This is a genomic window from Pseudoalteromonas luteoviolacea (assembly GCF_000814765.1).
Lineage (GTDB): Bacteria > Pseudomonadota > Gammaproteobacteria > Enterobacterales > Alteromonadaceae > Pseudoalteromonas > Pseudoalteromonas luteoviolacea_H.
This window is the reverse complement of sequence record NZ_JWIC01000010.1, coordinates 412,552-425,293: the sequence shown is the minus strand read 5'-3', so window position 1 is coordinate 425,293 and position 12,742 is coordinate 412,552. Positions and strand designations below refer to the sequence as shown.

13 protein-coding genes are annotated in these 12,742 nt (G+C 42.6%); 4 read left to right on the top strand and 9 right to left on the bottom strand.

The window, feature by feature from the left end:
- Window positions 1-2: 2 nt before the first annotated feature.
- From JF50_RS23375 to JF50_RS23355, 5 genes are all read right to left on the bottom strand, one after another.
- Window positions 3-1,844 (bottom strand): methyl-accepting chemotaxis protein, encoded by a 1,842-nt coding sequence (locus tag JF50_RS23375; RefSeq protein WP_039611704.1) that lies wholly within the window; start codon window positions 1,842-1,844, stop codon window positions 3-5.
- Window positions 1,845-1,961: 117 nt separating this feature from the next.
- The gene (gene hemL / locus JF50_RS23370; RefSeq protein WP_039611703.1) at window positions 1,962-3,248 is read right to left on the bottom strand and encodes a glutamate-1-semialdehyde 2,1-aminomutase; all 1,287 of its coding nucleotides are present in this window, start codon (window positions 3,246-3,248) and stop codon (window positions 1,962-1,964) included.
- A gap of 16 nt (window positions 3,249-3,264) precedes the next feature.
- Window positions 3,265-4,281 carry an aspartate carbamoyltransferase gene (locus tag JF50_RS23365; protein WP_039611702.1) on the bottom strand — a complete coding sequence of 339 codons (1,017 nt, stop codon included), beginning with the start codon at window positions 4,279-4,281 and terminating at the stop codon, window positions 3,265-3,267.
- A 148-nt stretch (window positions 4,282-4,429) separates the two neighbouring features.
- Window positions 4,430-4,864 (bottom strand): CopD family protein, encoded by a 435-nt coding sequence (locus JF50_RS23360; RefSeq protein WP_039611701.1) that lies wholly within the window; start codon window positions 4,862-4,864, stop codon window positions 4,430-4,432.
- A gap of 21 nt (window positions 4,865-4,885) precedes the next feature.
- The gene (locus JF50_RS23355; RefSeq protein WP_039611700.1) at window positions 4,886-6,568 is read right to left on the bottom strand and encodes a chloride channel protein; all 1,683 of its coding nucleotides are present in this window, start codon (window positions 6,566-6,568) and stop codon (window positions 4,886-4,888) included.
- Between the two features lie 214 nt (window positions 6,569-6,782).
- Between JF50_RS23355 and erpA the strand changes: the two genes are divergently transcribed.
- Entirely contained in the window at window positions 6,783-7,121 is a 339-nt protein-coding gene (erpA, locus tag JF50_RS23350; protein ID WP_039611699.1) for an iron-sulfur cluster insertion protein ErpA, read from the top strand.
- Between the two features lie 584 nt (window positions 7,122-7,705).
- Window positions 7,706-7,951 carry a helix-turn-helix domain-containing protein gene (locus JF50_RS23345; RefSeq protein ID WP_023399554.1) on the top strand — a complete coding sequence of 82 codons (246 nt, stop codon included), beginning with the start codon at window positions 7,706-7,708 and terminating at the stop codon, window positions 7,949-7,951.
- A 42-nt stretch (window positions 7,952-7,993) separates the two neighbouring features.
- On the opposite strand, the gene JF50_RS23340 is transcribed toward JF50_RS23345, so the two are convergent.
- From JF50_RS23340 to JF50_RS23325, 4 genes are read right to left on the bottom strand one after another with little or no spacing between them, the layout of a single operon-like run.
- A complete protein-coding gene (locus tag JF50_RS23340) occupies window positions 7,994-9,373 on the bottom strand; it encodes an AmpG family muropeptide MFS transporter (RefSeq protein ID WP_039611698.1) in 1,380 nt (459 codons plus the stop codon).
- A 7-nt stretch (window positions 9,374-9,380) separates the two neighbouring features.
- A complete protein-coding gene (locus JF50_RS23335) occupies window positions 9,381-10,004 on the bottom strand; it encodes a peptidylprolyl isomerase (protein WP_039611697.1) in 624 nt (207 codons plus the stop codon).
- Between the two features lie 15 nt (window positions 10,005-10,019).
- Window positions 10,020-10,586, bottom strand: coding sequence for a YajG family lipoprotein (locus tag JF50_RS23330; RefSeq protein ID WP_052262726.1), 567 nt, complete (start codon window positions 10,584-10,586; stop codon window positions 10,020-10,022).
- 2 nt (window positions 10,587-10,588) lie between these two features.
- A complete protein-coding gene (locus JF50_RS23325; RefSeq protein ID WP_039611696.1) occupies window positions 10,589-11,743 on the bottom strand; it encodes a methyltransferase in 1,155 nt (384 codons plus the stop codon).
- Between the two features lie 40 nt (window positions 11,744-11,783).
- On the opposite strand from JF50_RS23325, the gene JF50_RS23320 reads away from it, so the two are divergent.
- Together JF50_RS23320 and JF50_RS23315 are read left to right on the top strand one after the other, a co-directional pair.
- A complete protein-coding gene (locus JF50_RS23320) occupies window positions 11,784-12,365 on the top strand; it encodes an alpha-ketoglutarate-dependent dioxygenase AlkB family protein (protein ID WP_039611695.1) in 582 nt (193 codons plus the stop codon).
- Window positions 12,366-12,424: 59 nt separating this feature from the next.
- Window positions 12,425-12,736 carry a BolA family protein gene (locus JF50_RS23315; protein ID WP_039611694.1) on the top strand — a complete coding sequence of 104 codons (312 nt, stop codon included), beginning with the start codon at window positions 12,425-12,427 and terminating at the stop codon, window positions 12,734-12,736.
- Window positions 12,737-12,742: the final 6 nt, after the last annotated feature.

The window sequence follows — 12,742 nt, the reverse complement described above, 5'->3', positions numbered from 1 at the left end:
GATTAAGTTCTGAACTGGCTCATTGCAGACTTTAAGTTGGCAGCCATGCTGCTGAGTTGATGCGCATCATCTTGAGTGGCTTCTGCAGAACCCAATGTGTGCTCTGCAAGGTCACTGATTTCACCAGATTCAGAGAGCGCTTGTTGTGTTGCTTGCGTCTGTTGTTGGACAAGCTCTCTAATGACATGCCCCTGCTGATCAATATCCGTCATGCTTTGTTCTGCTGCGCTTAATATCTGATTGGTTTGGGTTGCGGCAGTGACCCCTCTTTCCATTTTTTCAACGCTACTTAACATTTTTTGTTGCGTATCATTTGAGGCATTTTGCAATGATTTGATGATGGTATGGATCTCTTCAGTTTGTTGCTGTGTGCGTTTTGCCAATGTGCGCACTTCATCAGCTACAACCGCAAATCCTCTGCCTTGCTCACCTGCACGAGCAGCTTCAATTGCCGCGTTGAGTGCAAGTAAATTAGTTTGTTCAGCAATTTCGCTTATCCCTAAACTCACCTTGCTGATGTTTTGGCTATCTTGAGCAAGCTTGTCTAATGCGAGTCGACTTTCTTCAAATTCACTTTGTAGCACAGTCATATGTTGCGCCAGTTCTGTGGTATTTAGACTGCCCTGTTTTACCTGCTCAGCAGCGGTACTTGCAAGCTCTGTTGCATGCTGTGCAGAGGTTTCAACAGAGTCTGCGGCACTTGCCATCTCTGACAAAGCTGCATGTATACCAGAGATTTTGATTTGCTGCTGTGCCACATCATGACGTGTATCTTGGCTGATATGACTTAGTTTATCTGTGGCATGGTGTAAGTCGCTGGTGGTGTTGTGCACGTCACCAAGAAGCGTTGTAAAAGCATCGAGTACTCGGTTATATTGAGCAACGATGTCATTGAGCTCATCACTGCCATGTGAAGTTGCACGAGCTCGCAGATCACCTTGCGCAGCGCGTTGTGCTGATTGTGAAAACTCAGAAATCGTATCTACGACCGCGAAATAAAACCCTAGCATTAAGTAAAGTGCGATGGATAAACTGAGAATAGACGCAGCGGCCACTAAATTACGAATAGTTTGCTCTCTTTCAAGCTTTTCCTGCAACATGGCTTTGAGCGTGGGTAAAGCAACAGTAACTAAATCTTGTGTTTTACGCTGAACATTGCGGTGTGCAGTTGAAAATGCACCGGCTGTCAGTTCAATATCATCGGGGTCGAGTAGCTTGGTTTTAATGGCTTGCTGATAGCTATCTAATGCTGAATTAAGCGCATTAATTTGTGTTGATAGTTGCTGTTTTACAAACTGGCTCTCTAATGCGGCGACCTCTAGCTTGTCGAGCAATTGTGATTTTACGATAGGTAATGCTTTATTGAGGTTGGACAGTGCAATGAAGGAGTCCGGCGTAAATCGTCCGCGACTTATGATCCCATTTGCTTGTTCCGCAATATCGTTGATTTGATACACGACTTTTGGCAGAGACTCGACCAATGAGCGATTTAAATAAGAGCGGCTTAAGTCATTATCGATGGCCAACTTGGATGCGATAGAAACTTGCTCCAGTGGTGTATTCGACGCTTTTGCATTGATAGAAAAACCACTTTGGTCAAGCAACCTTTGGTTATCTTGTTGTCTGTCATTAATAATATTTTCTAGTAGCTTAGGGTATAGATTAAGCCCTTGTTGCTGCTGTTGGCTAACTTGGATTGAGTGAGTCAACGTTGAATTAAGAAAAAACAGACTCAATGCCAGTGGTAAGAGCAAAATACCAAAAACGAGGCTAATTTTTGTTTTGTATTTTAATTGTGCCATGAATGCAATGGCGGGGCTACATAGTGATCTGAGTCCTGTCATAATTTAAGTCTTTGTTATTGAATCACGAGATAGAGACCTGAGTAATACAAAGAATAGTTCAATGGAAAAGAAATTTTTTCTTCAAGATGAAAAAAAGCCCATGAAGGGCTTTTTTATTTAAGCAAGGAGCTTTGCAAAAGCGCGGTCAGCCGCTGCGATAGTGTTGTTGATGTCTTCATCGCTGTGCATGGTGCTGACAAAGCCAGCTTCAAATGCGGATGGTGCAAGGTACACACCTTCCTCTAGCATCAAATGGAAAAAGCGCTTAAATCTATCTAGGTCACATTCAGTCGCCTGTTGGTAGGTATCAACGCGCTCGGCTGATGTGAAAAAGAAGCCAAACATGCCACCGGCGAAGTTAGTCGTCAGTGGAATACCATGCTTATCAGCCGCCGCCTGAAAACCTGCACATAGCGCTTTGCTTTTAGCTTCTAACGTCTCATGTAGGTTCGGCTCAGAGAGCAACTCAAGTGCTTTGAGGCCTGCAGCCATCGCAATGGGGTTACCTGAGAGCGTACCCGCTTGATAAACAGGCCCTACTGGTGCGATGTAATCCATGATTTCACGCTTACCGCCAAAGGCACCTACTGGCATACCACCACCGATGACTTTGCCTAAGCAAGTCAGATCTGGTTCGATACTGTAATAAGCTTGTGCACCGCCAAGGGCAACACGGAAGCCTGTCATCACTTCATCAAAGATAAGTACTGACTTGTGCTCATCACATACTGTACGAAGGCCTTCTAAAAACCCTTCAACAGGCGGGATACAGTTCATATTGCCAGCAACAGGTTCAACGATGATACACGCAATTTCGTCTTTATATTCTTCAAAAATTGCTTTGACTTCATCCAAATTATTAAATGACACTGTAAGTGTATGTTTTGCAAAATCAGCAGGAATGCCCGGAGAATTTGGCACGCCCATTGTTAGTGCGCCAGAGCCCGCTTTTACCAGTAGAGAGTCGGCATGCCCATGGTAGCAGCCTTCGAATTTTAAAATTTTGTCTCTGCCGGTGAAGCCACGTGCAAGGCGGATCGCACTCATTGTCGCTTCGGTACCTGAGCTCACCATACGAACTTTTTCAATCGACGGAACCAGTGCTTTGACTTTTTCTGCCATTAAAATTTCAGTTTCAGTTGGTGCACCGTAACTTAGACCATTCTCCACAGCCTCTAAGACTGCTTGTTTGATTTCTGGGTGATTGTGGCCAAGGATCATCGGCCCCCATGAACCAACATAATCGATATAACGGTTATTGTCAGCGTCAAAAGTAAATGGGCCTTCTGCTTTGGTGATAAACAACGGTGTGCCACCTACACCATTAAATGCCCTTACTGGCGAGTTAACGCCTCCTGGAATAGAGGTTTGTGCACGCTCAAATAAGTCTTGGCTAATTGTCATAATGTATCCTTTTCGATTAACTTTGACGTTTTCTGCTGAACCAAGGTACGTTGGTTTCGTACTGCTGTACTTTGTTTTCTACACCGAGCGTCAGTGCAAAAAGCGCCATACGGATCAATACACCGTTCTGTACTTGTCTGAAGATTGCCAAGTTATCATTACTATTTAAATCGTTATCTAGCTCGTTTGCATCGCTACGACTATCTCGTGGGAGTGGGTGCATGAGCACTGACTCAGGCTTACAATGCGCATCGTAAATTGCTTGGCTTATTCTGAAGCCGCCACGGTACTTATTTGCTTCTTCTTGAGAAGGGAAACGCTCTTCTTGAATACGCGTTTGATAAACGATATCCGCAGCGAGGTTGCCTTCCATTTGAGATACAAGCTCAATCTGATGTCCTGCATTGGACACTGCATCTAAGACATAATCTGGCATTTGCAAGCCATCAGGTGCCACCATAGAGAACTTGATATTTTTATAGTGACACAAAAGCTTAGAGAGTGAATGTACGGTTCTGCCGTACTTTAGATCACCCACTAACGCGATGTGCATGCCATCAACAGTGCGGTCGAAGCGGCTAAGTTCTCGGTCAATTGTCAATAAATCTAATAGTGCTTGAGTTGGGTGTTCGTTTGGCCCATCACCACCATTCAAAACCGGTACGTCAGAGCCTGTGGCAAATTCAGCCACACTGCCTGCATCTGGGTGACGCATAGCAACAGCATCAGCATAGGCAGAAATAACACGCGCTGTATCGTACAAAGACTCGCCCTTCGCCAGTGCAGAGCTTTGCATACCTGTGGTTTCTCTTACTAAACCACCTAATAAGTTAAATGCAGTACCAAAACTGACACGGGTACGAGTGCTTGGCTCAAAGAATAAATTTGCCAGTACAGCACCTTCAAGCACTTGAGTACGCTTATGCTTTTTAGCATAAGGCTCCATGCGTTTTGCAACGTCAAAAATTAATTCAATGGCTTCTCTATCGAGTTGATTGACAGAAAGGATGTTTTCACCTTGGAAACTTAGCATGCGGCGATTCCTAATCACAGATTGACAACAGGAGGCAGGGTGCGCTCCTAACCGAGATAACCTTGGCAACGTAGGTTACTGGAACGATATGATAGCATAATTGCGCGCTAACAGGAGAGCATGACGGCAGGATACCGTCATATTTCTATTAAAAAAGTGGCTTTAAGATTGCGAGTAAGATGATAGGCAACAATAAGAACACTGGGAACTCGTTAAAGAAGCGATAAAATCGCGTGCTGCGAATATTTCTATCGTGTTTGAAATCGGCGAGGAGCTTGAAGCAATAAGCGTGATAAATATAAAGAATAATCACAAACACGAGTTTATAGTGCAGCCACATGTTGTACTTGAACCACTCTCTACCGTATTCCATGATAGTCAAAACACCAAAGACGGTGGTCAAAACTGCAAATGGTGTGACAAAGTAGAGTAATCTTCGCTCCATAATTTTTAGCATGGCAGAGCAGGCTTTTTCTTCTGTCATGGTGTGATAGATAAATAACCTTGGCAGATAAAAAATGCCGGCGAACCACGCGACCATAAAAAATATGTGCAAAGCTTTATAAATCAGCAAAGCGCTCATAATGCCCCTTATTGTTATTGATTAAAGTAAACTGTTTCTCATGGTGAGGATATGGCGCAGCTTGTCCCAACGCACAACCCCCATTATTTGTAAGCTATCTTTTTGGTTGTAAACATACACTGCGCCAGAGCGCTTATCTTTCAATATTTCGAATGCCTCAGCCAATGTTGCTTGTGTACTGAGCCCTTGTAGTGGCAAATACTTAATCGTTGCACTGTCATCAGACACCAAGGTTAAATCATACTCTGCCAAACGATAGCCATTTTCTTCATCGTAAGTGATCAGAGGAGTTTGACTATCGACAGCACTGAGTGTTGCTTTAATTTGCGCTGGGTCATTTGAGTACAGCAATTTGAAGTCTTCTTCCATCTCTTCGACGATCCCGACTTTTTGCAGCGCTTCTTTGGCAGGCGACACCTGATAAGGCAAGCCTTGAAAGTCAAGCTGTTGAATAAAAATAGAACGATTACCGAAAACTTGTAACGCGGTCACATAAGCGGTAGAGATCACCAACATGGCAGGCACCACAATTTGTGGATTTGAGGTGAGTTCCATCACGGCTGTTAAAGCTGCCAATGGGGCATGCAAAGTGGCTGCTAATAGTCCTGCCATGCCAAGTACACCATAGGTACCCGCGACATTGACATCTGGTGAAATAAATTGTGCAAAAAATGCCATAAGCGTGCCCATGATAACGCCTAGCCCTATCACCGGGCCTATCAATCCGCCAGGAATACCCAGACCGATTGCAAATAAGGTGGCGAGTAGTTTTGCAATGAAAATAGTGGTGAGTAATTGCAAGTTGTCTGGCGTCTCAACAGCAAGTTTAATGGCGCTCATACCCGAACCCATGGCCTCAGGCACCATATAGCCAATTAATCCAGCAATTAAACCAGCAAGTAATAAACGAGGAAACATACTAATTGGTTTAAAAGTTTTGATAATTAACATCAGATTTTGATTGAATGCAAAGGCGACAGCGCCCAGTGCAAATCCGCATATGATGAGATAGGGATAGTGCCAAAAGCTGAGCATTTCAATTTGAATCAAAGAGAGCTCTGACACGTTCCCAAATACAAATTGGGTTGCCAATGCACCTGTGACGGCAGCGAGCATAATAGGCACAAAAATATGGATCTTATACTCTCTAAGCACCACTTCCATAACAAAAATAACAGCCGCTAAAGGGGTATTAAATGAGGCGGCAATGCCGGCTGCAACACCACAGCCGGCCAGTGTTCTTGCTGCGTTATGGGGTAAATGTAGGCGTTCAGTCAAGACGCTTGCGCCCGTTGCTCCCATGTGGACAGATGGCCCTTCACGACCAACCGAAAAGCCACAGATAAGTGCGATACCACCACCAAAAAACTGGTTCACAGAGTTCCAAATTGGCATGTGTCCATAATGGTGCTTAATTCGGTTGATAACAAAAGGAATACCGAGTCGATAATGCTTAAACCCCGTTAAGTTAGCGAACAGTGCGATAACCAAAGCTGCGCCGACAGGGAGCAGTAGCCTTTGATGTTCTGCTAAAGAAGTAAAGTCATCATGACTTTCAAGAAAGGTAGACTGAACAAACTCTATCATCAAACGGAATAAGATGATTAAGATTGCAGCAATCAATCCTGCACACACGCCTAGCAGGCAAAGCTGGGCAGAAGTTCGAGGTTGTGCAAGGCGTCGCCTCACTTGATCAAGTGTCATAATTCAATGCTTGAGGTTGAAGTTTCATCAGTATTTTATCAAAAGAATAATACTAAGTCCCTGACATAAATCTAGCTTTATACACTTTTATGACAGTGATTATTCAGTTTGGGTACATACTGGGCGTGTCAGAATTCAGGGACATGACCATACTTGATTAAAATAGTCGGGTATTAGATAATTCCGCTAATTATTGTACAAGGGTCGAATGCACATGTCAGAAGAGTTACCGATTAAGTTTAGCGATGCAGCCGCTGCGCGCGTAAAAGAATTGATTTCCGAAGAGGAAAACCCTGAACTAAAGCTTCGTGTATACGTAACTGGTGGGGGATGCTCTGGCTTTCAATATGGATTTACGTTTGATGAAAAGGTAAATCCAGGCGATTTGGAAATCGAAAAAAATGGTGTGGTCATGGTGGTGGACCCAATGAGTATTCAATACTTAATGGATGGTATCGTCGATTACACTGAAGGGTTAGAAGGTGCACGCTTTTTTGTAAACAACCCAAATGCGACGACGACTTGTGGTTGTGGTGCAAGTTTCAGTGTGTAACAACTGAGACGGTTTCAAATCACTGGGAAAAGCCATGCAATAGCATGGCTTTTTTATGCCGGGTTAGTCACATGCATCATTAAGACAAAAAAACCGAGGATAAATGCTGAAAATAAAAGAATAAAAACAAAACCGCGTTTTCCTTGCTTAATGGGGACATTGTTGACCCGCAAAAAGTAATACCATCCAAAGCACAAAATAAGTGGCAATAAAAATAAGATCCGGAACATTTTGAAGCCCTTTTTTTAAGTTAATTTTAAGATTAGCTGTAAATGCTTATTTTTAAAAGAAAAATAAATTATTTCAAATACTGGTACAAGATATAAAATTTTTGTTAAAGTGTAGTATGTACCCTACATGAAAAAAACGAATATAGTTTTTCAAAAATTTATTAGGTTTTAGCGGTAAGATAGTCTATACCTAATTGGGTACATAGGAACACACCTGTTGTTGATACAGGAAATGTGCAAGGCCTATAGGGCCTACAGAGGTATTATTTTTTAAAATACAATAGCCAGCCGAGTGAGACGGGCAAATTTCACGAGGCCAGTTGAGATTAATCATCAAGTAGGAGATGTTTATTTATGATGGGTAAAACGGTTTCTTCGGAAGAAAACGGAAAGTTAACAAAATGGTTAAAATCGAAGCGTCATGAGAAAGGTCATACAATGCGCAGCCTTGCTCAAGTTTTAGGGACGCCACATTCTTTTATTGGAAAGATTGAGAACCAAGAGCGCCGTTTAGATGTGATTGAATTTTTACGCTATTGTGAAGCGTTAGAAGTTGACCCGTATGAAGGCTTATCTTTAATTAACAAAGAAGAGCTATAACCCTTTACGGGATTAAGAATACAAGGTGCAGGGAAATGCACCTTAGTCTTGTTTCTTATAATCAGTCTCTATTGCATAGAGCTTATGTCGGATAAAGTATAGAAAGACCAAAGAAGGGATCACCATCAACGCAGTTATAACAAAAAATACTGCCCAGTTACCCCCTAGCCAGTCATCAATAACCACACCACTGTAACTCGACAATACGGTTCGGCCTAAACTTCCTAATGATGCCAGTAGCGCATAATGCGTTGCACTAAAGGTTCTATCGCAGAGCATAGAAATGAAAGCGACCATGGCAACCAATGACCACGCTTGGGTAAAACCATCAACAACGATGGCCAGAGCATAAAGTGACAATTTTGGCCCAGCAACGGCTATCCAAGAAAAAATCAAGTTAGAGGCAGCCATTGCGACACCACTGATAAACAAACCTTTTACGATGCCGTATTTATGATTAAAAATACTGCCAAGGAAAGCAAATACAATGGTAATAAGCCCGGTACCGAGCTTTGAGAATTGCGCAATTTGCGTATTTGTAAATCCAACTTCTTTATAAAATACGATGGACATACGCGCCAAAAACGCTTCGCCAATCTTAAATAAAAAGATAAAGGTTAAAAGCGCGAGTGCTGTTTTGACACCATTTTTATTAAAAAAGCTGACAAATGGCGCAACCAGTGTCACTCCAAGCCAAGCGAGTAGCTTATTGGTTTTGGAGTGGCCAAGTTGAGAGAGTTTTTCTTCGTATGCTTTTTGTATTTGCGCTTGTGCTGTATCTCGGTGTGACTCCGGCTCTTTGGCTACCAATGTCACAATACAGAGTAACGCCATTATCACTGCAAGCAGTATATACACATCTGACCATGATATATTAGGCAGATCGGCTGCAATGAAAGGAATTGCGCCGAGCAAGGCATATCCGCTCCACCAACCTGAGGTTGCCATGGCTGCGGCTGCCGTTGACTTTTCACTTTCTGATTGGGGTAGTACATCAATACGATAACCATCGATGGCAATATCATGTGTTGCAGCAAACAATGCAATTAAAAAGCACAGTAGAGCCGCATAAAACAGACTCGTTTTTAAATCAATGAATGCCAAACATGCGGCACTTGCCGTAATAACGATTTGGCCGAGTAAAATCCAACTCCTGCGCTGACCCAGCATACTACCAAGCACGGGGAGCTTTAGTCTATCGACCAATGGAGACCACAAAAAATTGATGGTATAGGCGCTAAAAACAATACCAAACAATCCAATTAGACTGCGGCTAAGGCCTTCATCTTTTAGCCATGCAGACATGACGGAGCCAATCAACACCCAAGGGAAGCCCTGGCTCATACCAAATGCAAATACAGTCAGCAGTCGTTTGTCTTTGTAATAACTCAGGTATTGGGAAATACTGGCTGATGTCATCATGGTTTGGTTAAAACTCTTCAGCGGGTAAGATATCGACGCTATGAATGATAACCGCAGTCTTAGGGATAAATGAGTAACCTAACTTTTGATTGTAGCCCGTTTCCACTTGCATGATTTTATCCAATGTTTCATAGCCATCGGTGACATTCCCAAATACTGCAAAACCCCAGCCTCTGCCTGGATTTAAATGGTCATTGTCATCCATATTAAAGAAGAACTGACGGGTACCCGAATGCGGTTTACTGTCTTGGTAGGCCATCGCGACCGAGTACATTTCATTTTTAAGGCCATTACCACTTTCATTGAAAATGGGTTTGCGCTCGAACATGCCATCGTAGTCTTTGTCGTAGCCGCCTCCTTGGATCACAAAGTCTTTTTCATTGGCTTCATCACGTTCAACTCGATGAAAAACAGAGCCTTTATAGTCACCATTAACAACATAGGTTAAAAAGTTATTGACCGTCAAAGGCGCGCGTGAGCGGTCTAGCTCTACGATGATTTTACCCAGCGATGTATTGATCTGAACTTTAGGGAACAGATTGTCTTTTTGGACGAAGCGTCCTTCTTTATTAGCTGCTTGTGCAAAGCTTGCTGTCACAATTATGAAAGCAAAAACCAATATGCGGATCATGTTGACTGCCTCTTATTATTGTTGTGCGATGAAATCAATTAATTCTTTGTCTTTAATTATATGAGTAACAAGTTGCTGTGCGAGCATATTAAGCTGACCTTCCACCTTGGCTTGGTCGTGTTTTAAAGAGCCCGATAGCGCGCGAGTCCCTGTGTATGACTTACTAAAAGTACCATTTGGTTTATTGACCGTCACTTTAAATTCAGCTTCGGCATTACTTTCATGCTTGCTGTATGTTTCAGTCACTTGCGCTAAAAACTTATTTATCTCCAGTGTAATTGTTGTTTTTGCTTCTGCAGTAATGTTTGCATTATTCGCTACCAAGGCCTGTTTAAATACATTAGAAATAGTGACCGGCAAGTTTGCATCAGGTAAGTAAACAGCAGGCTCTGTATCCAGTACTTTGACGGTGAACTTGGATGTTCTCAGGTCGACAACGTTTACGTTCAAAGGCATATTGAGCTGTACGACTTGGCCTGCGGAATATTCAGGGTTCATGATGACTGATTTTGGGGCTGCTGCGCAACCTGATAACACAGTTAAAATGCCAGCCGTTGCAAGAGAGTAGAATATTTTTGCCATGATTAGCTCCTTTTTATTACGCTTAATACGGTAAACTTTTTATTGTTGCCCAGCACCTTACAATTACCAAAAAGTCGTTGCAACTTATCTAGATAGTCTAGATGTCGATTGCCTATGATTCTGAGTTCCCCTCCATTTCGCAAGGTATGTTTGGCCTGCAAGAACATCTGCCATGCAATGTGATCTGTGATGGCTTGAGCTTGGTGGAATGGTGGGTTACACAGCACTAAATCCGCACTGTTCGGCGCAAAGTCAGTTAAGCAATCATTGTGAATAAATTGGCAGTCAGAGAGTCTATCTGGCAAGTTATGTTCGACATTTATTTTTGCACTGGCCACCGCCATCGCAGATTCATCGACAAAGGTGACTTTTGCATTGGGCATACGGTTTAATGTTTGCAGTCCAATCACGCCATTACCACAACCTAAATCAATGATGTTGAGTGCCTTTTTACCTGCAGGTAAATAATTGAAGAAAAACCGTGCACCTATATCTAAGGAATCACGTGAAAAGACATTGGCATGATTGGTGATAGTCATCTCTGTGTTTTCTAATGACCAAGATATTGGAAACTTGCAAGCAACGGGCTTGTTGGTCGTTTTAGAAAAAATGAGCCGAGACTTTTTAACGGCCAAACTGGTTTTTGGTTCGTAGATAAAGTGGTTAAACGACTTTAATGTTGAGGTATGGATCTCTTTTGCTTTACCGGCGGCAACAACAGGGATGTCCGCGGGTAAGTGACTGAGCTTTGCTAACTGGTGCTGTAAATAACCTGCATTTTTAGGTATTTTCAGTATCACTAAATCGATGTCATGGGGCAGCGTATCCAAGCTATTTAAAAAAGAAAGATGGGTGTCTGGTAGTTGGTTTTCGCCTAGGTTGTATTTACATGCAGCGGTGCTCACAAAGGAGTCGTTGACAAAGTGAATGTTGGGGAGCTGATCATCATGTTGGTAAATTACGGATAGTGCGCAGCTGAGTGCACCAAAGCTATCATTTAATACCAAGATTTTGCGTCTATTCGGGTAATCTGCGCTGATTTGATCGAGCAGATACTCGTCTGCGGCATCCCAAGCCTGTAAACTGCGATTTTTTTGTTCTAGAGGAAATCGATGTAAAGTGAATGGCCGATTAGCCAATACCGCGTCGGTTATCATAGTTCTATATTTATCACACAAAATGTGGGTGCATAATACCATGTCACAGCTGAACAAAGAATGTTTGCCTGAAGGCTTTACATATTTTCCTAACGTCATTTCATTTGATAAGAGCTTGGCTTTATATGACCACCTAGTAAATAGTTTGCCTTGGGAGCAACCTCAAATTCAGGTTTATGGTAAATACCATCGTATTCCTCGGTTGCAGTGCTTTGTTGCTGATCCGAGTGTACAGTATGGCTACTCAGGTAAGTCATTGGATAATGTTGCATGGCTGCCCGCATTGGATGCCATGCGCCAGCGCTTAAAAAATCAATATGATAAAGCTTTTAATGCTCTACTGGTTAATTGGTATCGTGATGGCATGGATACCATGGGTTGGCACAGTGACGATGAAAAAGAGTTGGGCAATAAGCCATTAATAGCCTCGATATCTTTGGGTGCGCCAAGATTGTTCAAAATACGTCATCGACAAACACGAGAAGTCACTTCTTTTGTGCTTGAAACTGGCAGCTTGTTGATTATGTCAAAAGACAGTCAGCACGATTATGAGCACAGTCTACCTAAACAAACAAAAGTTAAGCAGGGACGAATCAATCTGACATTTAGAACGGTTGGTTAATCCTAGTTTAGGGCGTATAGTATGCGATGTTCAACAATATGATAGTAAAGAGTATGCCCATGTCTATGCAGCAACAAATACACACCAAACTCAGTGACGCAATTCATTGCACACACCTTGAGGTGATCAATGAAAGTCATATGCACAGCCGCGGGACTGAATCGCATTTCAAAGTGATAGTGGTCAGTGAAGAATTTTCTGGTTTACGTTTATTACCTCGTCACAGACGCATAAATGAAGTACTAAAGTCTGAATTAGCCAATGATATTCATGCTCTGGCTATTCATGCCCATACACCTGAAGAATTTAGTGAGCAGTCTGAGCAAGTGCCAGCGTCACCAAACTGCTTAGGTGGTTCTAAGTTCGATTAATAGCTG